This window comes from Nocardia sp. NPDC004604, from assembly GCF_040609795.1.
GTDB lineage: Bacteria > Actinomycetota > Actinomycetes > Mycobacteriales > Mycobacteriaceae > Nocardia.
In genome coordinates, this window is the sequence record NZ_JBEXLC010000037.1 from 20,955 (window position 1) to 43,742 (window position 22,788).

The 22,788-nt window shown below is 65.6% G+C and carries 20 protein-coding genes and 2 pseudogenes; 9 read left to right on the forward strand and 13 right to left on the reverse strand.

What is annotated here, in order from left to right; genetic code table 11:
* Nucleotides 1-125 precede the first annotated feature (125 nt).
* Nucleotides 126-287, reverse strand: a complete 162-nt coding sequence (locus ABZW16_RS15780) for a hypothetical protein (RefSeq protein ID WP_354956361.1) — start codon at nucleotides 285-287, stop codon at nucleotides 126-128.
* Between the two features lie 307 nt (nucleotides 288-594).
* Complete coding sequence (locus tag ABZW16_RS15785; protein ID WP_354956362.1) at nucleotides 595-927, reverse strand: hypothetical protein; 333 nt, start codon at nucleotides 925-927, stop codon at nucleotides 595-597.
* A 508-nt stretch (nucleotides 928-1,435) separates the two neighbouring features.
* Between ABZW16_RS15785 and ABZW16_RS15790 the strand changes: the two genes are divergently transcribed.
* The 4 genes from ABZW16_RS15790 to ABZW16_RS15805 all read left to right on the forward strand — a co-directional run bounded on the left by ABZW16_RS15790 (nucleotide 1,436) and on the right by ABZW16_RS15805 (nucleotide 4,649).
* Nucleotides 1,436-2,326, forward strand: a complete 891-nt coding sequence (locus tag ABZW16_RS15790; RefSeq protein WP_354956364.1) for a helix-turn-helix transcriptional regulator — start codon at nucleotides 1,436-1,438, stop codon at nucleotides 2,324-2,326.
* Nucleotides 2,323-2,532 (forward strand): DUF397 domain-containing protein, encoded by a 210-nt coding sequence (locus tag ABZW16_RS15795; protein ID WP_354956366.1) that lies wholly within the window; start codon nucleotides 2,323-2,325, stop codon nucleotides 2,530-2,532. Before ABZW16_RS15790 ends, ABZW16_RS15795 begins: the two co-directional genes overlap by 4 nt.
* Before the next feature lie 32 nt (nucleotides 2,533-2,564).
* Nucleotides 2,565-2,774: a DUF397 domain-containing protein gene (locus tag ABZW16_RS15800; RefSeq protein WP_354956368.1), complete on the forward strand. Its 210-nt coding sequence runs from the start codon at nucleotides 2,565-2,567 to the stop codon at nucleotides 2,772-2,774.
* Between the two features lie 999 nt (nucleotides 2,775-3,773).
* Nucleotides 3,774-4,649, forward strand: a complete 876-nt coding sequence (locus ABZW16_RS15805; protein WP_354956370.1) for a DUF559 domain-containing protein — start codon at nucleotides 3,774-3,776, stop codon at nucleotides 4,647-4,649.
* Between the two features lie 67 nt (nucleotides 4,650-4,716).
* On the opposite strand, the gene ABZW16_RS15810 is transcribed toward ABZW16_RS15805, so the two are convergent.
* The 7 genes and pseudogenes from ABZW16_RS15810 to ABZW16_RS15840 all read right to left on the reverse strand — a co-directional run bounded on the left by ABZW16_RS15810 (nucleotide 4,717) and on the right by ABZW16_RS15840 (nucleotide 11,566).
* Nucleotides 4,717-5,112: a hypothetical protein gene (locus tag ABZW16_RS15810; RefSeq protein WP_354956372.1), complete on the reverse strand. Its 396-nt coding sequence runs from the start codon at nucleotides 5,110-5,112 to the stop codon at nucleotides 4,717-4,719.
* Nucleotides 5,081-5,506: a thioesterase domain-containing protein gene (locus ABZW16_RS15815; RefSeq protein ID WP_354956419.1), complete on the reverse strand. Its 426-nt coding sequence runs from the start codon at nucleotides 5,504-5,506 to the stop codon at nucleotides 5,081-5,083. Before ABZW16_RS15815 ends, ABZW16_RS15810 begins: the two co-directional genes overlap by 32 nt.
* 109 nt (nucleotides 5,507-5,615) lie before the next feature.
* Nucleotides 5,616-7,793 (reverse strand): annotated as a pseudogene (locus tag ABZW16_RS15820) (amino acid adenylation domain-containing protein); the annotation flags it as partial.
* Complete coding sequence (locus tag ABZW16_RS15825) at nucleotides 7,756-8,997, reverse strand: condensation domain-containing protein (protein ID WP_354956374.1); 1,242 nt, start codon at nucleotides 8,995-8,997, stop codon at nucleotides 7,756-7,758. The gene ABZW16_RS15825 and the pseudogene ABZW16_RS15820, both read right to left, overlap by 38 nt.
* A 52-nt stretch (nucleotides 8,998-9,049) precedes the next feature.
* Nucleotides 9,050-9,304 (reverse strand): annotated as a pseudogene (locus tag ABZW16_RS15830) (AMP-binding protein); the annotation flags it as partial.
* A gap of 347 nt (nucleotides 9,305-9,651) precedes the next feature.
* Nucleotides 9,652-10,635 carry a LuxR C-terminal-related transcriptional regulator gene (locus ABZW16_RS15835; protein WP_354956375.1) on the reverse strand — a complete coding sequence of 328 codons (984 nt, stop codon included), beginning with the start codon at nucleotides 10,633-10,635 and terminating at the stop codon, nucleotides 9,652-9,654.
* A 106-nt stretch (nucleotides 10,636-10,741) separates the two neighbouring features.
* Nucleotides 10,742-11,566: a M23 family metallopeptidase gene (locus ABZW16_RS15840; protein WP_354956377.1), complete on the reverse strand. Its 825-nt coding sequence runs from the start codon at nucleotides 11,564-11,566 to the stop codon at nucleotides 10,742-10,744.
* A 302-nt stretch (nucleotides 11,567-11,868) separates the two neighbouring features.
* On the opposite strand from ABZW16_RS15840, the gene ABZW16_RS15845 reads away from it, so the two are divergent.
* The 4 genes from ABZW16_RS15845 (at nucleotide 11,869) to ABZW16_RS15860 (ending at nucleotide 17,287) form a co-directional block, all read left to right on the forward strand.
* Nucleotides 11,869-12,915 (forward strand): nitronate monooxygenase, encoded by a 1,047-nt coding sequence (locus ABZW16_RS15845; protein ID WP_354956378.1) that lies wholly within the window; start codon nucleotides 11,869-11,871, stop codon nucleotides 12,913-12,915.
* 60 nt (nucleotides 12,916-12,975) lie between these two features.
* On the forward strand, nucleotides 12,976-13,368 hold the full coding sequence (locus tag ABZW16_RS15850) for an SCO5389 family protein (RefSeq protein WP_354956380.1): 393 nt from the start codon (nucleotides 12,976-12,978) through the stop codon (nucleotides 13,366-13,368).
* Nucleotides 13,369-13,584: 216 nt separating this feature from the next.
* Nucleotides 13,585-16,632 (forward strand): tetratricopeptide repeat protein, encoded by a 3,048-nt coding sequence (locus ABZW16_RS15855; protein WP_354956382.1) that lies wholly within the window; start codon nucleotides 13,585-13,587, stop codon nucleotides 16,630-16,632.
* Between the two features lie 106 nt (nucleotides 16,633-16,738).
* Nucleotides 16,739-17,287, forward strand: a complete 549-nt coding sequence (locus tag ABZW16_RS15860; RefSeq protein ID WP_354956384.1) for an HD domain-containing protein — start codon at nucleotides 16,739-16,741, stop codon at nucleotides 17,285-17,287.
* A 15-nt stretch (nucleotides 17,288-17,302) separates the two neighbouring features.
* Here ABZW16_RS15860 and ABZW16_RS15865 read toward each other — a convergent pair whose 3' ends face one another.
* Nucleotides 17,303-18,940 (reverse strand): long-chain fatty acid--CoA ligase, encoded by a 1,638-nt coding sequence (locus tag ABZW16_RS15865; RefSeq protein ID WP_354956385.1) that lies wholly within the window; start codon nucleotides 18,938-18,940, stop codon nucleotides 17,303-17,305.
* Nucleotides 18,941-19,234: 294 nt separating this feature from the next.
* Nucleotides 19,235-20,173, reverse strand: a complete 939-nt coding sequence (locus tag ABZW16_RS15870) for a cation diffusion facilitator family transporter (RefSeq protein ID WP_354956421.1) — start codon at nucleotides 20,171-20,173, stop codon at nucleotides 19,235-19,237.
* On the opposite strand from ABZW16_RS15870, the gene ABZW16_RS15875 reads away from it, so the two are divergent.
* Nucleotides 20,132-20,524: a hypothetical protein gene (locus ABZW16_RS15875; RefSeq protein ID WP_354956427.1), complete on the forward strand. Its 393-nt coding sequence runs from the start codon at nucleotides 20,132-20,134 to the stop codon at nucleotides 20,522-20,524. The two genes, ABZW16_RS15870 and ABZW16_RS15875, sit on opposite strands and share 42 nt — an antisense overlap.
* On the opposite strand, the gene ABZW16_RS15880 is transcribed toward ABZW16_RS15875, so the two are convergent.
* Both ABZW16_RS15880 and ABZW16_RS15885 read right to left on the reverse strand, forming a co-directional pair.
* Nucleotides 20,506-20,901: a metalloregulator ArsR/SmtB family transcription factor gene (locus ABZW16_RS15880; RefSeq protein ID WP_354956387.1), complete on the reverse strand. Its 396-nt coding sequence runs from the start codon at nucleotides 20,899-20,901 to the stop codon at nucleotides 20,506-20,508. The two genes, ABZW16_RS15875 and ABZW16_RS15880, sit on opposite strands and share 19 nt — an antisense overlap.
* A 211-nt stretch (nucleotides 20,902-21,112) precedes the next feature.
* Nucleotides 21,113-22,477 carry an NlpC/P60 family protein gene (locus ABZW16_RS15885; protein ID WP_354956388.1) on the reverse strand — a complete coding sequence of 455 codons (1,365 nt, stop codon included), beginning with the start codon at nucleotides 22,475-22,477 and terminating at the stop codon, nucleotides 21,113-21,115.
* Between the last annotated feature and the right edge of the window lie 311 nt (nucleotides 22,478-22,788).

The window sequence follows — 22,788 nt, forward strand, 5'->3', positions numbered from 1 at the left end:
AGGCGGGACAGATGTGTATCGGTCTCAGACGGTCGATGTTGCGATGTGCTCAATTTCAGTGAAATACGTCACATAGCAGGTACGCCTTCGACGGGGATTCCCCATTGAGGAACCACCTCATCACCTCATTCGTCGAGCCACCGCTCGATCTGATCGAGGTCTGCGGTCGAATAGATATTCGAGCCGTCTTCGGCGTCGAGCAGCATCCAGTCGTACGGCACCCTGGCCGCGCGTTCGAGCCGATATCCCGCACGCCCGGCTCGCGCGGTGAGTTGTCGAAGCCGCACAGATAAAGGATCAGTTGGTTCCGGCCGAAGCCGCCTGTCGTCGCTCATCGAACGAACCGCCCTCGCGAATTCCTCAGGGGCGGTGCAACTTCCGCCCAGTACTCATGCCGAATCGCATCCCATAACGGCGAGAGCTTGGGAAAGCGCTCTCGCATCTGCCTCAGGTCCGGGGCCGAAGCCGCCATGAATGAAACCAGGGGTTTCTCGGCCCCGCTGCGTACCAGCGTTATCCGAATGCGGTAGTGGTCTACCTGCCACTCGGCCGACCAGCCGTCTACCTCGGTGCGATGCTCGCTCCCGGCCATCCCTATCGGGCTCGCGCGTCGTACGGATCGCACGCCAGAGACTCGAGCCCGTCCAGCACCTCACGTAACGTGCCCGGCGAGTGGCCGCCGGGCGGTAGTGCGGCAATCTCGGCCGCTATTGGGTAATCGATACCTCTCGCGGCGGCACGTTCACGCGGGCTCATCGACTGCGGGACCAACCGCCCGGCGAGCACGAGCGTCTGATACGCCGCCGCCTTCCACATGCACCGGTTGATACGGCACGCGCGATGCCGTTGCCATAGACCGTGCGCCAACAACACGTCCATGGCATCGCACAGCGGGGGCGCGGCAACGCGTATCTGTCGCCCGGTCATGCCGCAGGATCCGTTTCATACGTCAATATTGTTGGGAGACAAGCAGATTCGATGCGGCATCCCGCACATTTGGCAGCCAATCGCTTCACACCCCCGGCTGTCTGAAGTCGAATGGCTTCGTAGCCAAGGTGTTTCGGCCCAACTGAGTGATCTGGTAGCGCCCCCTCCGCGCTTGGGTGCTCACGACGAGCGCACGGTCGGTGAGATTTGCCAGGGCTTGGCGCGTCTTCCATTTCGTAAGGCTCGCTGAGACCATGATCTGCTGTTCTGTAAGCATCCCTCCGCAGCTCAGCGCCCGTAAGACACGCGCATGAGCGACGTTGAGGGTTCCGTGTTGCTCGGCCATGTGGTTATGGTGCTCCCCGCACACGGCGTCAGTGGGTCCGAAGTGGACAGTCCGATCAAAGTTGCCGGTTCGCCCAGAATTGGGACCGGCCGACACACGGGATAAGCCCGAATCGGACTGCGACCTGGGCCGTTTCGGACAAGCGGGGAATGGGGAGCCATGGTGAGGGAGGATCAACCGGACTCGACGCTGCCGCGTCGGCAACTGGGGCGGGCACTTCGAGATGCGCGCGAGGGTGCCGGGTTCACGCTCGAGCAGGCTGCGCGTGAGATGGAGATGAGCAAGACCTCGGTCATACGGATCGAAAAGGGACACAACGACAAAGTCAAACTGCGCGATGTAGAGGCGTTCGGCCGCGTTTACGACCTCAGCGAGCGACGGATCGAGGAACTGAAAGCCCTTGCGCAGCAGTTGGCGACGAGGTCGTGGTGGCAGGCAAACCGTCATCTGCTTCCGCCTGGATTCAAAACGTATCTAGGACTCGAATCCGGTGCGTCACAACTGTTCGTCTATCAGCCCTTGATCGTTGCTGGACTTTTGCAGACCGCCGACTACGCGAGAGTTATCGAACAACCATATCTCCCGACTGACACACCTGAAGATCTCGAACGCCGAGTCGCTGTGCGCTTGCGACGTACCGCAATCCTAACTCGGCAGCGCAATCCAATAACGGCCGAGTTCATCCTCCACGAGAACGTTCTCCATACGATTGTGGGATCGCGCACGATAATGGCAGCTCAATGCCGACACATGGCGGACATGAGTACCCGACCCAACATCACATTGCGCATATTGCCGTTCTCGGCGGGGTTTCCGGCAGATGGGAATCCGGTACTTCCATACGTCATCCTCGACTTCCCAGAAGGCGGCCGAGGCTTTTATACAGAACCGCCCGTCGTCTATGCCGAAGCCACCATCGGGTCAATGTTTTTCGAGGAGATCGCCGACGTGAAGCGCTATCACGGCATCCACCAAAGCCTCCTGTCCGCCACACTGGAGGAGCAAGCAGCGAGGGACCTGCTCAGGCAGGTAGCAAGGAGATACGAACAGTGACTATCGACCTGACCGGCGCACTTTGGTTCAAATCATCACGTAGCGCTTCGGGCAGGGAGTGCGTGGAAGTCGCCTGGCTCGACAGCGGCCATGTCGGTATCCGCGACTCGAAGAATCCCACCGGCCCCGCACTGATCTTCACACCAACCGAGTGGGACACCTTCACCGCTGGCCTACACGACGGCGATTTCAACCGGCGCGCGTAGCCGCCAGCCCTCCCGCAACAGGAGATACGACAGTGACCATCAACCTGACCGGCGCGCACTGGTTCAAGTCATCGCGCAGTAGTACCGGCAGCGAGTGCGTGGAAGTCGCCTGGCTCGAAGCCGGTCATGTCGGTATCCGCGACTCGAAGAACCCCACCGGCCCCGCACTGATCTTCACACCAACCAAGTGGGACACCTTCACCGCTGGCGTACACGACGGCGAGTTCAACCCGCGCGCGTAGCTCTCCGCCCTTGCCACACTGATCTTCACACCAGCCGAATGGGACACCTTCACCGCTGGCGTACACGACGGCGAGTTCAACCCGCGCCCATAGCCGCCAGCCCGGCCAGAACTTATACACTCCCGAGCCCTCGCCCATCGCAACCACAGCCAGTCGACCACGCTGGAAGCCGTGGGCCTGCCCACCTGACTGCGGAAGGTAAGCCGGGTACGGCACACGACGCGCCCAGCACTGCACCCGTAAAACCACGGGACGCCAAACCATTCCGGGTCCAGCAACCCCGAAAGTCGGTGCAGGACAACAGGACCTACCGCAGCCCACCCAACCCGAACGCACTCCTTGCCCCGTCCACCCACCCCTCCGCGGCCACCACAACGCCCCATCGAGTGCGCACTGATCTTCACCCCTGACCAGTGGGACGCTTTCACCGCTCGCATGCAGGCTGGCGAGTTCAACCAGCCCTCATATCCATCATCACGCACCGAACTCAGCGCCGCACACAAAGCCTCGACCCAACACGCGGCAACTGAGGCCGATGTCCAGCTCCGGCCACGTGCCAACCTGGACAACCGATCACCTGCATCCTCGCAGGAAAACGTCGAGAGCGCCCCTCCACCAATACATTCCCGAGTGCCTGCCTATCCGGGACAGGGGTGCGTTCGGGTTGGTTGGCCTGCGGTAGGTCCTGTTGTCCTGCACCGACTTCCCGAGTTGCTGGACCCGGAATGGTTCGGCGTTCCCCGGTTTTGCCGGTGCAGTGCTGGGCACGTCGTGTGGTGTACCCACCTTACCTCCCGCACCCAGGTGGACAGGCCCACAGCTTCCAGCCCAGTCAACTGGCCGTGGTCGCGTTCTCTAGAAACACCCACCACCCCGCATCTGAACTGGACAAATGATCATGTGGAATCTATGGCGGCATCGCCCGAGAAGCCCCCGCCACCAGTGCCACCTGATCTTGATCGCCACGGAGTTGTCGGTGGGGGTGGGGATAGTGGGGGGATGGGGGTGTTGGATGAGGCGTTTGTGGGGTCTTGGGCGGTGGCGGCGGGGTTGGTCACGCGGTGGGAGTTGCGGCACAACTTTGTGCGGGTGTTTCCGGATGTCTATATGCGCAAAGGGGGGTCGCTCGATGCGGGAGGCATGGCCCGCGCTGCGGCGCATTGGGCAAAAGGTGATGGTGTTCTGATCGGTTGCTCGGCGGCCGCGATGCATAACACCCGCTGGCTCGATGCCGATCAACCCGCGGAGATCGCCAGGGGCGGACATTGCCGCCCGCCCTGCGGAATTCGTGCTATCCGCTCAGTTATCGAGCCGAGCGAATGCTGTGAGGTCGATGGGTTCAAGGTCACAACACCGGCGCGCACAGCATTCGACCTCGGCCGGCGCCTGCCGCGCGAGCGGGCAACACCGATTCTGGACGCACTGTGTGCGGCCACCGGACTCGAACCGGGTGAGGTTGCGACCTTGGCATCGAAACATCCGGGCGCACGTTTCCTCAACCGCTTGCGCACAACGCTCGCCGTCGTAGATCCAGGCGCCGAATCCCCACCCGAAACCCACACACGCTTACTCCTGATAGACAACGGCTTACCCCGCCCCACAACACAATTGGTGATCCGTGATCACTACGGCGAGTTCATCGCGCGCGTCGACCTCGGTTGGCGGAAGTGGCAGGTGGCCGTCGAATACGACGGCGCCCAACACTGGACCAACCCCACCCAACGCACCAAAGACATCGACCGCATAGCCCGCATCGAAGCCCAGGGCTGGCGAGTAATCCGCCTCAACGCCACCCTCCTCCACCACCGCCCCCACGTAATCCTCGACCGCATCCGCACCGCCCTCACCACCCAGGGCGCTCGACTGGACGGATGATCACGTGGAAATCATGGTGGCAAAACGCGAGAGGCTACCGCCACCAGTTCCACCTGATCTTGATCGCCTACCTGGGGTGCCATACCTGGGTCAGCGCCTTGCCGATTTCGGCGAGACCGGGGGTGGTGGTCATCCGCCAGTGGGTGGTTGGGACCGCGCGATTGTCCACCGCGCCGTCCACCAACTCGGCCCAGATGGATGCGCCGATCGAACCGGTGGGATCATCGAGCGCCGCGGTGAAGTAGATGACATCGCCGTGGAAGCGTGCCGGACGATAGTCATTGCGCAGGACCACCGAATGTACGGCGGTATCCAATACCCGGGTGAACCGCTCGGAGCCGAAGGAGGCGAACGGCTCGGGCAGCTCGACCAGTCGTTCGGCCAGCGCGTCCCAGTCCACGTCGGTGTCGAAGCCGAGGTCACCGGCCTGTTCACCGAGCAATCCGCCGATCAGCTCGGCCACCGGCACCGGCGAGCCCGCGCCCTGGGCCGCGTTCGTCGGGCGGATCGGCCATATAACTGTCCATTACCGCGAGCGTGGCCACCCGCTGTCCCGCGCGCTGCAGCTGGACCGCGATCTCGTGCGCGAAGACACCGCCCATCGACCAGCCGAGCAGGTGATACGGCCCCTGCGGCTGGACCGAGCGGATCGCATCGACATAGATGCGCGCCCACTCCTCGATCGTGTCCGGTAGCACCGCCGCGATCGCCAGCGTCGGCGCCTGCAGGCCGTAGATCGGACGATCCGGATCGAGGGGGGGCGGCCAGACCCGCGAACGACCACGCGATACCGGATACCGGATGGATGCAGAACAGCGGTTCGGCCGAACCGCTGGCCCGCAGCGGCAGCACCACATCGAAGGCCGCCTCGCCCTCGACCTGACCGCTGGCCCGGCGCGCCATCTCCGCGACGAATTCGCCCGGCGTCGGCGCGGTGAACACCCGCATCACCGGAATCTTCTCGCCGAGTACCGAACTCAGCCGCGTGGTGAGCTTGGTGGCGATCAGCGAGTTGCCGCCACGTTCGAAGAAGTTGTCGTCCATACCGAATCGATCGAGCTCGAGCACCTGCGCGAAGGCGGCGGCGACGGCTTCCTCGATCGGCGTGGCGGGCGCGCGGTACTGGCGTGCCTCGAATGCCGGATCGGGCAGCGCGCGCCGATCCAGCTTGCCGTTCGGTGTCAGCGGCATGACATCGAGCACCACGATCGCGGCGGGGACCATATAGCCGGTGAGGAATTCGGCCACCTGCGTGCGCAGTTCATCCGGATCGAGGCGGGCGCCGGAGGCGGGCACCACATAGCCGACGAGCTGATCGCCGAGGCGTTCGGTCGAGCGGACCAGGACGACGGACTGGCTGACCGATGGCTGGGCGAGTAGCGCGGATTCGATCTCGCCGAGTTCGATTCGGAAGCCGCGCAACTGGACCTGCTGATCACCGCGTCCGGCGTAGGCCAGTCCGGTCACCTCATCGAAGTTGCCCCAGCGCCCGAGGTCACCGGTGCGGTACATGCGAGATCCCGGCGAACCGAACGGATTCGCGACGAACCGCACGGCGGCCAGCCCCGGCCTGCCGAGATATCCCCTGGACAGCTGGGCCCCGGCCACATAGATCTCGCCCGGTGTACCGACCGGCACCGGATGCAACCGCTCGTCGAGGACATAGCCGTCCAGACCGGGCAGTGCGCTCCCGATCAGGCTGGCCGGATTGTCCGCGACCTGCTTGTCCAGCGCCAGGAACGATACGTGCACCGTGGTTTCGGTGATGCCGTACATATTGACCAGCCGCGGCGCATCCGCGGGGTGACGGTCGTACCAGCGCCGCAACTGGCGCAGATCCAGTGCCTCACCGCCGAATACGACGTGGCGCAGCGCGAACTCGCCTTCGGCCTCCGGTGCGGCCCGGTCGGCCTCGATGAGCTGGTAGAACGCCGACGGCGTCTGGTTCAGCACGGTCACCCGCTCGCGAATCAGCAACTCGCGGAACAGCTCCGGTGCGCGCGAGGTCGCGTAGTCGACAACCACGACGGTGCCGCCGGTGGCCATTGCGCACCACAGTTCCCATACCGAGAAGTCGAAGGCGAAGGAGTGGAACAGCATCCACACATCGGTCTCGTCGAAACCGAACAGCGGCTGAGTATTGGCACACAGCTCGACCACATTGCGGTGCGCGACGCCGACGCCCTTCGGCACACCGGTGGAGCCCGAGGTGTAGATGACGTAGGCCAGATTGTCCGGGAGCAGCGGTGCGCTGCGGTCGGCATCGCTGATCTGGCCATCGGCGAATTCCGCTGTGTCCTCGAGCAAGATCACCGGCTGGTCGCCGACCGGCACATCGGCGCGCTGCGCCGCGGTGGTGAGCACGCAGACCGGAGCCGCGTCCGACAGCACGAAGGCCAGTCGCTGCGCCGGATAGGTGGTATCGATCGGCAGATAGGCCGCACCCGCGGTGAGCACGCCGAGCAGGGCGACCGGCAGCTCCTCGGTGCGCGAAACCGCGACGGCCACCAGCGATTCCGGTCCGGCACCGGCGGCGATCAGCGCCCTTGCCACCCGATTCGCCCGCCGCCGCAACTGCGCGAAAGTCATTGCGGTGTCGCCGGAGCGGACGGCCACCGCATCCGGTCGCCGCCGGGCCTGATCGGCGATCAGCTCGGGCAGGGTCGCGGCGGGTACCCACGCACCGCGTGCATTCCATTCGCGCAACACGCTGTCGCGTTCATCCGGTCCGAGCAGATCGATATCGCCGACGGTCACCGTGGCATCGGCGACCACCGCGGCGAGGATCCGGCCGAATCGATCGGCGAAGCCCTGTGCGGTGGCGGCGTCGAACAGATCTGTCGCATAGGTGAATTCGGCCAGCATGCCCCGCGTCTCACCGCGCGGGCCGACCCGCTCGGTAAGCGAAAGGCGCAGATCCACCGCGATCGGATCGGCGTCATCCTGGAAGCCCATCGCGACCTGGAACAGCGGATGTCGGCCGGGCACCCGGATCGGGTCGAGCACCTCGACGAGTTGGTCCAGCGGCACATCGACATAGGCGAATGCGGCGGCGTCGACCGGACCGATTGCGGCGAGCAACGCGCCGAAGGAAGCACCGGCGTCATTATTCGGTACGCAGCACGACCATATTACCGAAACCATCAGTGGCACTGGCAGTTTCGGTGCGCACAGTGGTCCCGATCGCGATATCGGCCGGGCCGGACAGCCGCGCCAACAGCACCGTGAACGCCGCGTGCGCCACCACGAACATCGAGGTATTGCGCGTCTCGGCAAGTCGGCGCAGCCCGTCGTGCAGGTGCACGCCGATCTCGAACCCGACCCGGGCACCGGCATCGGACGGCACCGCCGAGCGCGGTCGATCCATCGGCAATGTCAGCTCATCCGGCAGACCCGCCAGTGCGGTGCGCCAGTACCGAACCTGGGTGAGCACGTCGGTGGCGACGCCATTGCGCACCGCGACAACCGAACGCTGTGGCGCGGTGACGAATTCGCCGAGCATCCCACGCAACCGCTGGGTGAGCGCCTGCGCCGCCGATTCGGCGACGGTATCGCCGCGGTAGAGCACCTCCACCCGCAGCCCGGCACCCAGTTCGGCCCGCACCGTGACCGGATAGTGCGTGTAGTCGACCGAACGCACCCCGGTGACCAGCAGGCCGTCGATCGCACTGCCCGCCTGCCGCAGGCCATCGGCATCGACCGGATACGACTCGTAGACCACCAGCGAATCGAACAGTTCGCTGCCGCCCGCGACACCCTGGACCTCGGCCAACCCGAGATAGTGATGTTCGAGCAGTGCGGCCTGCTCCGCCTGCAGCTCGGTGAGCAGCCGCGAAACCGTTGTCGCCGAATCGAATCGGACCCGCACCGGGATGGTGTTGACGAAGAGGCCGACCATTTCGTCGACCCCGTCGAGCTGCGGTGGCCGACCGGATACCGTGACGCCGAAGACGACATCGTGACGGTCGGTGATACCGGCGACGACCACGCACCATGCGGCCTGGAGCACGGTATTGACGGTGACCTCGGCCGCGGCGGCGAAGGCGGTCAGCGCCGCCGTCTCGGTCGCCGACAGCTCGAATGCCGACCTGCCGAAACCAGTGTCCGGCAATGCCGGTCGCACCAGCGCGGGGGCAAGTAGCGTCGGCTCGACGCCCGCCAGCGCGGTATCCCATGCGCGCAGCGTGTTCTCGCGGTCCTGGCGCGCCAACCACGCCAGATAGTCGCGATAGGGCCGCGCGGCGGGCAGCTGCGCGGCCTCGCCCCTGGTCGCGTAGAGAACCAGCAGATCCTTCATCAGCAGCGGCATCGACCAGCCGTCGAGCAGAATGTGATGCGCGGTCAGCACCAGCTGTCGCCCGGTGCGCCGATATGGTCAGCCCGAGCACGGCGCCGGAATCCGACACCATATGCGCGATCCGCTCGGCGGGATAGGCCGGATCGACCGGAACATAGGCCGCGCCGGTCTTCGCGATCGCCCACACCGCGAGCACCGATTCGACCGAGCGGGCCAGCGCGGTAGCCACAATGTCGCCGGGGCCGATGCCGCGCGCGATCAGCTCCCTGGCCAGCCGCGCGGACGCCTCGTCGAATTCGCGATAGGTCAGCTCGCGCTGTTCGGCCGTATCACCGGTGGGGTCGAAGCGGATGGCCACCGCATCGGGGGCGGCGTCGACGGAAGGCCGTGAGCAGCTGCCCGAGCAGTGGGGCGCTGGCGCGGAGTCGACGGCTGGTCCGAACAGATCGACGCGCCCTATCCATTCGAAACCATTCGCCTTTCACATCAAACATCGCAGCGCCGAACACCGGACGCGGAATACCGCCGCCGCGCTCGCCGCCACGTAACGCAATCGGGACATCGTAGAGAGCTAACTTTCCGCGAATCGCGGAGGGTGCCCTGATACCTCCGAATCCGTTGCGACACAAGCCCTCAAAAATCCCGGGTCACTGATCGTTCAGCATGCGTCCCATGTTGTCCACTCGAGCAGTTCAGTTGCCCAAGTCACAACCACCCGCGTCTGGTCGCCTGCACACCGGCCTGGAAGCGGGTGCTGGCGCCGAGGCGCTCCAGCAGCCGAGCTGTGCGCCGGACCACAGTTCGGCGGGACATGCCGAGCCTGCGGGCAATGGTGTCATCGGTCGCACCCAAACCCATCAGGGTCAGGATCGCCTTGTCCCGCTCGTCGAGCTCATCGGCCGTCGGATTCACCGAAATCGGCGCGGCCAGCGACCACAGCACGTCGAATGTCTTCACCAGCAGCCGCAGTCCCGGCGATCCGGTGATGCGCAGCCCCATCGGATCCGGCCGCCGCTCGTCGACATGCAGCACCAGGCTGGCCCGCTCATCATCGCTGATGATCAGTTTGAACGGCGGTTCCGGCAGCGTACGTGCCTGGGCGCCGCTGGCATTGGTGGCCAGCGCATGCCGCAGCCGCTCCGCGTCCTGGTAGATGGTGTCCTGATAGAGCGTCTGATAGCGGATGCCCTCGCCGATCCGGGCACGCTTGAGCAGGAACAGCTGTCGCTCGCGTTCCGGATCGCTGAGGTAGGGACCGCGCTCGATCACCTTGACGCTGGTGCGGGCCGAGGTCTGCACCTCTTCGAAATCCGCCAGCATCTCCATGCGTTCGAAGACCGGAACGATCGCGCCATTGGTGCGCGGTGAGCGCCGCACCGAACGAAAGGTCTCGCTGAGTCGCGCTGCCGCGGCATGCATCTGGTTGATCTCGTGCTGTCTGCGCCGCGCCTCGGCCTCCGACAGCGATTCGGGGGCGTGCGCGTCCCAGATGGCCTCGCCGTCGATGGACAGCTGGCTGACCGCGGCCTGCAGCCCCGTCAGCACCTCCAGCGATGCGGACGCGGCCTCGCTCGAGATACCCAGATATCCCGCGATCTCGGCCAGACTGGAACGCGGATGATGCACCAGCACGGCGTAGGTGCGCCCATGTGGTGATCCCGGCTCGAAGATATCGCCCAGCTCGGTCATGACTGCACCTCGCCGGCACTCCGCTCGCTCACGGGCCCGAGCCTAACGACCGACCGGTCGCCGCGGGGGCCTTGTGAACGTCGAAATCTCAAGCCGGGCAAGAAAATCAGTGCGCCGAAGGGCCCCATTGGAGCGGGACACCCTTGGCGGCAAGGTACGGCATCGGATCGACCTTACTGCCGTTCTGATCCCAGATCTCCAGATGCAGATGCGGTCCGGTCGAATTGCCGCGGTTGCCGACGGTGGCGATGACATCGCCCGCGTTCACCCGCTGACCCGCCTGCACGAACATCTCGTTCACGTGGCCGTAGACCGCGACGGTGCCGTCGTCCTGCTGCACCCGCACCCAGAGGCCGAAGCCGGAGGCCGGGCCCGCCTCGATCACGGTGCCGTTGCTCACCGAGTGGATGGGCGCGCCGAGCTGGTCGGCGAAGTCGAGGCCGTAGTGGAATTCGCCCCAGCGGGAACCGAATCCGGAGCTGATCTCACCGGCGACCGGCCGCACCGCGGCGGCCGGGGCGATCTGCTGCTGTGCGCCCTTGAGAATCTGTTCGACCTGGGCCAGCGGGCCCGCGATCTCCGGCGGCAGACCGCCGATGCCGAACGGGTTGGCGACCGGAGCCGCGACCGGTGCGGCCACCGGAGTGGCGACGGCCTGCGCGACCTCGGCGACCGGAGTCGCGGCCTTGATCTCTTCGACGGGTAATTCCGCCGTGCCCTTGAACGTCATGGGCGCGGCGGCTTCCTCGTCCCCGTCGTGCGCGCCCGGCAGCAGCGGGGCGGCAATGGCCGGAGCGACCTGCGCGGTGGCGCCGATGAGTGCGCCGGCGGCGACCGCGACACCGGCCGCGACCTTCACCCGGTCGGTGGTCGACGGCTCGGCGCGATGCCGCGTCGGCCGCCCCGCAACGCCTTCACCGATCAGACTCATGACGGTTATGGAACTGGGGCCTACCCGATGCTGCGACAAAGCTGGTCCTTGCACTCGACCTACAGTGACTCAATGGATCCCGAGTCGGCCCCGACCGTTCTGTAACGATTCGCCGGTTCCGAAATTTGTAACGTTTCGGTGTCCGTTGTGACGGGAACTCTACCCCGTCGTGACCATTCCGCAACCTTTCCTGCCGAAGTCCTCAGTAAGAGCCTGGTCAGACGCCTAGCGGGACATCACGGCGTCGTGACTTCCGGGCGACGCCGGTCACCGGCGACGGCCGATGAGCCAGACTGGTATGCGTGATCCTCGACGACTCGAGCGTTCCGATCGTGCTCGCGCCGATGGCGGGCGGACCGTCCACTCCGGAGTTGACCGCGGCGGTTTCCGCGGCGGGCGGGCTCGGACTGCTGGCCGCCGGATATCTGACCGTCGCCGATACCGCGGCAAGACTCGCGGCCACGCGCGAACTCACCACCGCGCCGATCGGGGTGAATCTCTTCACCCCCGGACCCGCTTCACCGCCCGAGAGTTTCGCCGACTACCTGGCCGAGCTGGCTCGCACACACGAACTCGGCACGCCGAAGTACGACACCGACGACTGGGACGCGAAGCTGGCACTGCTCGTCGATACCCCGGTCGCGGTGGTCACGTTCACCTTCGGCTGCCCCAGCGCCGCGGAGATCGCCCGCTTGCACGCGGCGGGCTCGGAGGTATGGGTCACGGTCACCTCGGTCGCCGAGGGCCGGATCGCGGTCGAGGCGGGCGCCGATGTGCTGATCGCACAGGGCGTCGAGGCGGGCGGGCACCGTGCCACCTTCGTCGATCGCGTCGCCGATGACGCCGCCGACCCGCTGGGACTGCTCGCCCTGCTGCAGCTGCTCAACACCGCCGTGGACCGGCCGATCGTGGCCACCGGCGGCCTGACCACCGGCGCTGGCATCGCGGCAGCACTCGCGGCGGGCGCGGCGGCCGTCCAACTCGGCACCGTCTTCCTGCGCTGTCCGGAGGCGGGCACCAATGCGCTGCACCGCGCCGCGCTGAGCACGGCTGCCCCAACCGTGCTGACCCGCGCCTTCACCGGCCGCCGGGCGCGTGGCCTGCGCAATCGGTTCATCGACGAACACACCGCGACGGCACCGTCCGCCTACCCGGAAATCCATTACGCCACAGCGCCGTTGCGGGCTGCCGCACGGGCGGCGGGCAACCAGGAAGAGGTGAATATGTGGGCGGGCCAGACCCACGAACTGGCACCCGAGTTACCGGCTGGCGATCTGGTCCGGCAGCTGGCCGCGGATGCGAAAACCGCACTGACCACAGCACTTTCGGGACGAATCCAGTCTTGTTGACAACAGTTTCCGATTAGACTCGAGGGGCATCGCAACAGCCATCCAGGTCAGGAGAGCGCTATGTCCCTCGATGTTCCCACCGCCCTACTCGAACGCGCCGAGCGCGGCGAGGTCGACGACGCCGACTTCGTCGAGGTCGTCCGGCTCTCCCTCCCCTACGCCTGGGAGGTCGTCAGCCGGGTGGCCGGTGAGCTGCATTCCGGCACAGTCGAATTCGCCGACAATGTCGTAGCGCCACCCGATGAGGTGGCCCGTGGACAACTGCTGCGCGCCATGGCCTCCGACGCCATCCGCGGCGGCCTGGAACGCCACTTCAACGTGAAACTCGCCTTCCAGAACTGCCACCGGGTAGCGGCCTTCCCGCTGTCGGCGGTCGGCAGCGAAACCTACTCCACTTTCATCTCCACCCGCGCCCAGCTACTCAACCAGAGCCCGGAATTCCGGTCCTGCTGAAGTTTGTCCAACAGGAGTCGGGTTCGCCGAGCCCGGCTCTTGTTTCGGCTCGAGCCCTGTCCGATACTTCCGTGCATGGGAGGAAAGCTGGCGCTCGTGGTCGGGTCGGAGTGCGCAGCACTTCCAAGTTTAGGTTTTCCCGGAGAGCTTGCGGGCGAACTGTATTCGGCGTTGAGCGGGGCCGGCTGGCGGTCAGCCATAGACCACGACGGTCCCATGGTAAGTCCCACCATCGCAGAGTTCATCGGCGCCCTCGACCAAGCCTTCGCCGCCGCCTCGGATCAGCAAGCGACTCTCCTGATCAGCTTCGTCGGTCACGGCACTGCACTTGGCAGTGACGACTTCTACCTGCTCGCCCTCGATTCACCGTCGATACCGGATTCCAGGATCGCGTTTCATCTGGCTCAGGGTATTCGGGAGAAGCTCAATAGGTTCTCACCCGACGGCCTGATCGTCGTAGTCGACGCCTGCGAAACCGAGCAAGGTGCCATCGGAGCCGCCCGCCGCTGGGTCGACGTACTCGCCCACTCGTCAGGCCGGGTGGAACTGTTGGTGGCATCTGGCGACGGCCCCGCCTATTCCGGCTGCTTCACGCGCACCATGGTCTCGACCTTCTCCAGCGGCCTGGCAGCGAGTGGCGAATACTTGTTGCCCGCCGACCTCACCGGCCCCATCGCCGCCGCATGCACCCGTCAACAGCCTCGGCATCTGTCGTTCTCCGCAGGAGACGCTGCCATGTTCGGCGATCCGGGGCTGTGGTTGGTACCCAACGCCGCTCGCCGCGACGACGCCGTAACCGGCCGCCCCATTGCCGGATCCGTCGATCAACTCACCAGGGGCCTCGTGCTGACCGACGGCCTCCGCGAACAACTCTCGGCCGTGGTCGAAACCAGTGGTCGACTTCGGGCAGTCGTCGGCCCGGCCGGCTGCGGAAAGTCCACACTTATGGCGCTTTTGGTGCGCCCCAGCTTGGCCGACAACTTGGAAGACTTGTCGTCGCGATACATCACTGCTGCCGTCTTCCTGGATGTCACGGCGACCATCGAATCGTTCGCCACCGAACTCTCGGCCCAACTACGTCACCGCCTATCCGATTACGAGGCCGCCATAGACGCGGTGGAACGGGAACTCATCAGTCGGGGCGACGTCGAACTCGGCCTCTTCGACCGCACGGTCCGCGAGCCACTGGCTCGGCTCACAAAGCCAGGGCGCCGGATCACTCTCATAGTCGATGGGCTGGATCAGCCAGCGGCCGGCAGCCGCGAACTCCTCGTGGCCGCGGTGTCTATGCTCACTCGTCGCAGCGACCTGGCCCACGTGCGAGTGATTGCCGGTATCCGCAGCGGTACCGGCCTCGAGGATGCACCGGAGCTCGGCCACATGCGGCGCATCAACTTGAGGCCCCCGGCAGCACACGACATCGCGGCGGCCGTCAAGACTCACTGGGACGGCGATCAGTCGACCGGATGGGCCGCAGCGTTCCATCGACTAGTGCGCGAACTCGACGCACAAGATCTCGCGGGTGGATGGCTCCTGGCGCGATTGCTTACCGAAATCGACCAGAGTACTTCCGACTCGAACATACTTGGAACCGTGGACCTCGACGCGCTCGTCCGGGAACGACTCAACTGCGCAGCCATCGATTCGGGAATCCATGCGACGACACTCGCCATACTGGTCGCATCCGGAGAGGGACCAGCTTTGCCCTTGGAACTACTCCGGTCCGCATTGGCCTCCCAAGGTATTGTCTCGAGCCACACACAGATCCGCGACATCGCTGTGAGCCTCGGCGCCCTGGTGATTCGGGGTCGCTCAGGCACGCCGCGAGAAGCGCTGGGCATCGCCCACAGTGCATTGATTCCACCACTGACGGCAGCGCTGAACGAACTCGGCATCGACTTGGAAGAGTCCCATCGCAGCATCGCAGCCGCGATCGAGACCAGTACCGACGAGCAGATAGTCGACTACGCGCGCGGATCGGCGGTGAGACACTACCTTTCGTTCGGCAATTCGGCCGGGGCGGTCAGCTATCTCACCGGCCTGGATTCAACACGCGCTGCGGATAATCGAGACCAGTGGGCTTCATGGCTTCCGACCTTCATCGATGTGGTCGGACCCGACCGGGCCGACACCCTCGCCGCCCGAGGACACCTCGCGTGGTGGCGCGGCGAGAGCGGCGACGTATCCACGGCTATTACCGAATTCGAGCAGCTCGAGGCCGACCTGCGGCGTGTCATGGGTCCAGACGCTCCCGAGACGTTGTCAGCCCGCGAAAGCCTCGCCCACTGGCATGGCGACCATGGTGACACCGCCACTGCCATCAGCGAACTCGAGCATCTCCTCACCGATCGTCGACGGGTGCTCGGAGTCGACCACCCCGAAACCCTGCAGACCGCGCACAACCTCGCGTGGTGGCGCGGGGAGATCGGCGACGTCGCCGGAGCAATCACCGATTACGAACGGATCCTCCCCGCTCGACTCCGCATCCTGGGGCCGGACCATCCCGACACCCTTCGAACCCGCAACAACCTCGCCCATTGGCGCGGCGAGCACGGCGACCTGAATGGGGCCATCGTCGAATACGAACATGTCCTTGCCGACCGACAGCGCGTGCTCGGACCAGAGCATCCCGACACGCTACAGACCGCACACAATCTCGCGAACCGACGCGGCGAAAACGGTGACCTGATAACGGCTATCACCGAATATAAGCACATTCTGGTGGAGCGATCGCGCGTCCTTGGGCCTGACCACCCCAACACACTCCGCACACGCAACACTCTTGCCCAGTGGCTCGGCGAGAACGGTGACATAGATTCGGCCGTCACCGAATACGAGCAGCTACTGTCGGATCGCCGACGCATCCTGGGATCCGACCACCCGGACACCTTGACCACGCGCAACAACGTGTCTTATTGGCGCGGCCGGAATGCAAATGCCACGAGCGCCGTGGTCGAACTCGAACAACTGCTGGACGATAATATTCGCGCCCTCGGACCGGACCACCCACTAACCCTCATCACCCGCAGCAATCTCGCCCATTGGCACGGCGAGCAGGGCAACTTCGCTACGGCTGTCGCCGAACACGAACTACTCCTGATCGACCGATTGCGCGTCCTGGGTCCGGAGCACCCCGACACCCATCGAACCCGCCGCAACGCGGCCTATTGGCGCAGCCGACACAACGACGGCGACGCAGTGTCAAACGTTGAACCGCAACAGCACCCTGGTCGACTCGACGTCCTCGGATCCGACCACCCCTGAAGCACAAAACCTCGGCGCGGCACGGACTTCCGGCCGCGCCGAAGTGCTGGGCGATACCGCCGATGCTCCCGCCGTATCGGCGGTATCGCGCGTAATGTGAGCGCGCATGAGCAGCAACGATCTTCGTGACGAGGTCGACAGGCGCCTCGATCCTTGGCTGCCGCAACTCGGTTCGGATCGCGTGGCCTATACCAATCATGTGCTGCGGGTGCTGCAGCTGTGCGATCTGCTCGCCGGTGGCTCGGGGCCCGTGCCGAGCACCCGCGAGGAGTACCTGACGGCCGCGGCCTTTCACGACCTGGGCATCTGGACGGCGGGCACCTTCGACTACCTCGCGCCCTCCGCCGACCTCGCGCTGCAGTGGCTCGACCAGATCGACCGACCCGACCTCGCCGATCTGGTCGTCACCATGATCGACCAGCACCACAAGATTCGGCCCGCGGGTGAGCGCACCGACCCGATCGAAATCTTCCGCCGAGCAGATGCCATCGATGTCGAATTCGGCCTACTCGGACGTTTCGGCGTACCCCGCTCGACCTACCGCGAGTTGGCGAAGCGCTATCCGGACAAGGGCTTCCACCGCCGGTTGGTGCAACTGACGGCGCAGCGGATCCGAACCAACCCCACGTCACCACTGCCCATGCTGAAGTGGTGACGCGGGGTCGTTCCGTCAGGACAGCGTGGTGACCGTCAGCTCGCCGTCGGCGTACTGCGCGCGCAGGCGCTTCTTATCGAATTTGCCGACGCTGGTCTTGGGCACCTCCGCAATGAAGGTCCACCGTTCCGGCAGTTGCCATTTGGCGAATTTGTCGGCGAGGAATTCGCGCAGCTCCTCGGGTTCGGTCTCGGCGCCGTCGGTGAGCACGATGGCGACGAGGGGGCGCTCGTCCCACTTCTCGTCGGGCACACCGATGACCGCGGCCTCGGCGACGGCCGGATGGCCCATGACCGCATTCTCCAGATCCACCGAGGAGATCCATTCGCCGCCGGACTTGATCACATCCTTGGAACGGTCGACCAGGGTGAGATAGCCGTCGGGGCTGATCTTGCCGACGTCGCCGGTGCGCAGCCAGCCATCGTCGAATTTATCGGGGTCGATCTGCGCGCCGTCCGGGGAGTAGTACGAGCCGGTGATCCACGGGCCGCGAACTTCCAACTCACCGAGGGATTGACCGTCATTGGGGACGACACTGCCGTCGTCGCCGATCAGGCGTGCCTGCACGCTGGCGGGGAAGCGGCCCTGGCTGAAGCGGTACTCCCATTCGGCATCGCCGGTCACCCCGGCGGGCGGGTGGGCGACGCTGCCGAGCGGGGAGGTCTCGGTCATGCCCCAGGCGTGCAGGATGCGAACGCCGTGCTTTTCCTGGAAGGCGCGCATCATCGACGGCGGCACCGCCGCACCACCGACGACCACCGAACGCAGATGCGAGATGTCCTGCGGCTTGGCCGCGAGTCCGGCGAGTACGCCGCCCCAGATGGTCGGGACCGCGGCGGCAAAGGTGGGCTTTTCCGACGCCATCATCTCCAGCAGCGGGCCGGGCTGCAGGAAGCGGTCCGGCATGAGGACATTCGCGCCGGACATCAGCGCCGCGTAGGGCAGGCCCCAGGCGTTGGCGTGGAACAGCGGGACGATGGCGAGCACATAGTCGCTAGCGGAGAAGCCCATACTGGTTGGCTGGCAGACCTGCATGGCATGCAGCCAGTTGGAGCGGTGCGAGTACACCACACCCTTGGGGTCACCGGTGGTGCCGGAGGTGTAACACATTGCTGCGGCGGATCGTTCGTCGATCACCGGGTAGTCGTAGGTATCCGGCTGCGCGGCGAGCAGTTCGGTGTAGGAATGCACCTGGACGCCCTCGGGGGCCTGCAGTGCGGCGGCGTCGCCATTGGCCACGATAACGTGGCGGACGGTCTTCAGATTGGGCAGGTACTGGGCGAACATCGGCAGCAGCGAGCCGTCGACGATCACCACCTGGTCCTCGGCATGGTTGGCGACGAAGACCAGTTGCTCCGGGAAGAGCCGGATATTGAGCGCGTGCAGCACCGCCCCCATCGCGGGCACCGCGATGTAGGCGACCATATGCTCGTTGTTGTTCCACATGAAGGTGCCGACGCGATCGCCGACGCCAATTCCCAAGCCGCGCAACGCATTTGCCAGACGCGCCGATTCGGCGCCCAGCTCGCGGTAGGTCATGGTGCGTACGCCGGTTCCGGTCCAGGTCGATACGGTGGAATCGCCCATGAACGTCGATGCGTAGCGCAGCAACGTCGCCAGCGACAACGGCTCGTCCTGCATGGTGCTCAACATCGGTACTCCTTTTTCTTCGGTGGCTACGGCGGCCTGCCGACCATGAGCCACATCACACCCCGGATGCTACCCAAGGGTAGGTCGGACGGAAGGGGCGACCGCGAATCACATGAGCGGGCAGGTGCCCTCAGTTGCTACAGCTCGGCGGCGACCCGGCGCTGCGCCGCAAGGCAGCCGAGTCCAACAGCCGATCCCATCAGCAATGTCGAAGGGTCTGAGCGCGAGCACGGCGCAGCTCGGCGGCGACCTGGCGACACGTCACATGGTCTTTCGAGGCGTCCGGATGACTCCGGTTCAGACCGCGGCGTGGGCCGGATAGGCGTGCACGAGAGCGGTGTCCAGTTTGGGAATGGCGTGGGTGAGGGTGTGCTCGGCGCCGTGGGCCAGGCGGTGGGCATCGGCCAGGGTGATGGTCGGGGCGATATCCAGTTCGACATCGGCGTGCAGGCGGTGCCCGATCCAGCGCATCCGCAGGCTGCGCACCCCCAGCACGCCGGGTTCGGCGGCCAATGCCTGCTCGGCGGTGTGCACCAGCGTGGGTTCGACACCATCCATCAAGCGGCGGAACACATCTCGTGCCGCCGTCCGCAGCACGGCGAGGATCGCGACGGTGATCAGCAGTCCGACAATGGGGTCGGCCAATGGGAAGCCGAGCGCGACACCGCCCGCGCCGATCAGCACCGCCAATGAGGTGAATCCGTCGGTCCGCGCGTGCAATCCGTCCGCGACCAGTGCCGCCGAACCGATGCGCCGCCCGACCCTGATCCGATAGAGCGCGACGGTCTCATTGCCGACGAACCCGATCAGCCCCGCCGCCGCAACCCAGCTCACATGCTGGATCGGCACCGGATCGATCAGCCTGCGCACAGCCTCGTATCCGGCGATGATCGCGGACAGCGTGATCATGCCGACCACGAACAACCCGGCCAGATCCTCCGCCCGCCCGAATCCATAGGTGTAGCGCCGAGTCGCGGCCCGGCGACCGAGCGCGAAGGCGATCCACAAAGGCACCGCGGTCAGCGCATCGGAAAAGTTGTGAATTGTGTCCGCCGCCAACGCGACCGACCCGGACACCATCACGATCAGCACCTGGAGCAGCGCGGTAACCCCGAGCACCCCCAGACTGATCTTCACCGCACGAATGCCGACCGCACTGGCCTCCAACGCGTCATCGACACTGTCAGCGGCATCGTGGCTGTGCGGCACGAAGATCTCGCGCAGCGCTCCCCGCAGACCACCTGGATGGTCGTGGTCGTGATCCGCACCGTGCGCATGGTGGTGACCGTGTCCGTGTCGATGCCCGTGTTCCGGCCCGTGGTCGTGATCCGGTCCGTGCTCATGTCCGTTGCCCAGCCGATGACCGAACTCGGATTCGTGACCATCCCCTGGTCCGCGGCTGTGGCTGGTGCTGTGATCTGGTCCGTGGTCGTGGTCGGCCGCACGGCCGTCTGCGACCCCATGGCCATTTCCGATATTAGGAATATGGCTGTGCGCCTCGGCATTCCGGACTTCGTCACCATGTGCATGCGAAATGACCCGCCACCGTTCGGGATTGCGCTCGTGACTCATTCCGCCACCGCCTGATCACGGGACGGCAGTTCGCGCACCACACCATCGCCGCGGTGATGCGCGGGTACGCCGGGGCCCGCGTGTTCGGCGTTGTACACCGCGTCGACGACCAGCTGGCGGACGTGTTCGTTCTCCAGGCTGTAGAAGATCGTGGTACCTGCGCGGCGGGTCCGGACCAAGCGAGCCATCCGCAGCTTCGACAGATGCTGCGATACCGAAGGGCCGGGTTTGCCGATACGACCGGCCAGATCATTGACCGACAGTTCCCGGTCCACCAGTGCCCAGAGCACCTGCACGCGGGTCGAGTCCGCCAGCATCCGGAAGACCTCGACAACCAGCCCGACCTGGTCCTCCGCGAGCGGCGGCCGAATCAGCTCGCTATCTGCATTCATACGCAGATAATAGAACGGTGGGCCGCGAAGCGAAACCGCCCCCTCGGACCGGTCCGGCGGCGACACCCCCTGCTCGGCCGCCGACAGACCGGTCCGCCCCATTTCGAACAGCTCATTGTCTTAGTCGATGTGGCACTTTTATGCCAGCCGACGTGCCGACAATGGCGTAAATGAGACGGAGCATTTCATATCGCTGGCGACGGCCGCGCGGTCAGTACCTGCGGGCCCCTGCATACGGCATCGAGGACAGCGGCGACGTCGTCACACCGACCCCGTAGGTCGAGGCGTGGATGACCTTGCCGTCACCGGCATAGAGGGCCGAATGACCGCCGCCATAGAAGGACACCACGTCACCGGGCTCCAATTCGTCCCGGGAAACCGGCGTACCAGCAGACAGTTGCTCATAGCTCGTGCGCGGCACCTTCACCCCGGCCTGTCCGTAAGACCACTGCACCAGTCCGGAACAGTCGAAGGCATCCGGACCCGTCGCGCCCATGCTGTACTCGGTGCCGACTTTGGTCCGCGCGGCGTCGACCGCAATCGCGCCGTGCGTGCGCGGCGGTGCCACCGCGGGCGCGGGCGTCGGAGCAGGCGGCTTGATGCCGAGAACACCGGTGAGTAGCGCGAGTTCATTGCGGATCACATCGGTGGGCAGTGGAATCCCGGTCCCCGGAATAGTCGCGGGTATCGACAGCTCCACACCCGGAATTCCGAGGGGCACCGGACGGTCCGCGCCCTGAGCCGCCGAGGGCGCCGAACGTTCCGCCCCGGGAGGCGTCAGCGGTGCCGAAGTCGCCGTCCCCGGAATCGCTATAGGCGCTGCGGCCTCGATCCCCGGAACTGTCGGCGCACGTTCGGCACCGGGCACCGTGAGCGGAGCCGGACGCCCGAAGCTGAACACCGCGAGTGGCGCCGAAAAGTCCGCACCCGTAACCGCGAGCGGTATCGAAAGTTCCGTCGGCGGAACCGCGACCGGCGCGAGCTCCGCGGGAGCGGCGGAATCGCCGATCGCAGGAATCACCGGGAGCGCCGAACGCGCGGCCGCCAGAGCTTCCGATGGGAGCGAGACTGCCGCAACGGGAACCGTCAGTTCCGTGCCGGGGATGACCAGAGGCGAGGACAGTTCCGCGGCCGGAACCGCGAGCGGAGCCGAAAGTTCCTGACCGGTGGCCGCGACAGGAGCGATCTCCACCGGAGCAGCGGAATCACCAACCGCAGCAACCAAAGGCAGCGCCGAACGCGCAATCCCCGGAACACGCAGCGGCGCAGCGAGTCCCACACCGGGACGCACCAGCGGTGCCAAAAGCTCCTTACCAGAAGCGGTGATCGGCGCGGCCTCCACCGGGGCGACGGAATCACCGATCGCAGCAACCATGGGAAGCGCCGAACGCAAGGCCGACGGAGTCACCGACTGGACCATGAGGTCTGCGCCCGGAACCGCCAGGGGCGCGGAGATATCCGCGCTCGGAACCGAGAGCGGAGCCGAGAGCTCCTTACCCGAAACCACAACTGGCGCGAGTTCCGAGACAACGACGGGATCACCGCTGGCAGGAATCACCGGGAGCGCCGAACGCACGGCTGCCAGAGACTCCGACCGGGCCGGGAGGTCCGCATTCCGAACTACCCGGGGTACAGCGTGTTCCGCCCCACGAATGGCGAGGCGTGCAGGCAGTTCCGCACTCGGAACCGCAAGCGGAGCCGAAAGTTCCTTCCCCAGAACTTCAGCAGAGGCGAATTCGGGAAGAACGGATTCCGCAACCGCGGGAATTGCATCGGGCGATGCATGCCCCTCCGTCGGTAAATCGACGCCGGGAATCGCGGTTGGAATCGAAAACTCGTCCGGGACTTCGTATGTCCCGATACCTGGAATCGTCAGTGGCTGTGCCG

Bases quoted from the DNA above. Each gene is read 5' to 3' on its own strand.
- ABZW16_RS15850 (WP_354956380.1), top strand. From the start codon at position 12,976: ATGTCCCTCGATGTTCCCACCGCCCTACTCGAACGCGCCGAGCGCGGC.
- ABZW16_RS15840 (WP_354956377.1), bottom strand. From the start codon at position 11,566: ATGAGTCTGATCGGTGAAGGCGTTGCGGGGCGGCCGACGCGGCATCGC.
- ABZW16_RS15835 (WP_354956375.1), bottom strand. From the start codon at position 10,635: ATGACCGAGCTGGGCGATATCTTCGAGCCGGGATCACCACATGGGCGC.
- ABZW16_RS15865 (WP_354956385.1), bottom strand. From the start codon at position 18,940: ATGTTGAGCACCATGCAGGACGAGCCGTTGTCGCTGGCGACGTTGCTG.
- ABZW16_RS15855 (WP_354956382.1), top strand. From the start codon at position 13,585: ATGGTAAGTCCCACCATCGCAGAGTTCATCGGCGCCCTCGACCAAGCC.
- ABZW16_RS15880 (WP_354956387.1), bottom strand. From the start codon at position 20,901: ATGAATGCAGATAGCGAGCTGATTCGGCCGCCGCTCGCGGAGGACCAG.
- ABZW16_RS15805 (WP_354956370.1), top strand. From the start codon at position 3,774: ATGGGGGTGTTGGATGAGGCGTTTGTGGGGTCTTGGGCGGTGGCGGCG.
- ABZW16_RS15815 (WP_354956419.1), bottom strand. From the start codon at position 5,506: ATGTGGTGCTGCCGCTGCGGGCCAGCGGTTCGGCCGAACCGCTGTTCT.
- ABZW16_RS15860 (WP_354956384.1), top strand. From the start codon at position 16,739: ATGAGCAGCAACGATCTTCGTGACGAGGTCGACAGGCGCCTCGATCCT.
- ABZW16_RS15785 (WP_354956362.1), bottom strand. From the start codon at position 927: ATGACCGGGCGACAGATACGCGTTGCCGCGCCCCCGCTGTGCGATGCC.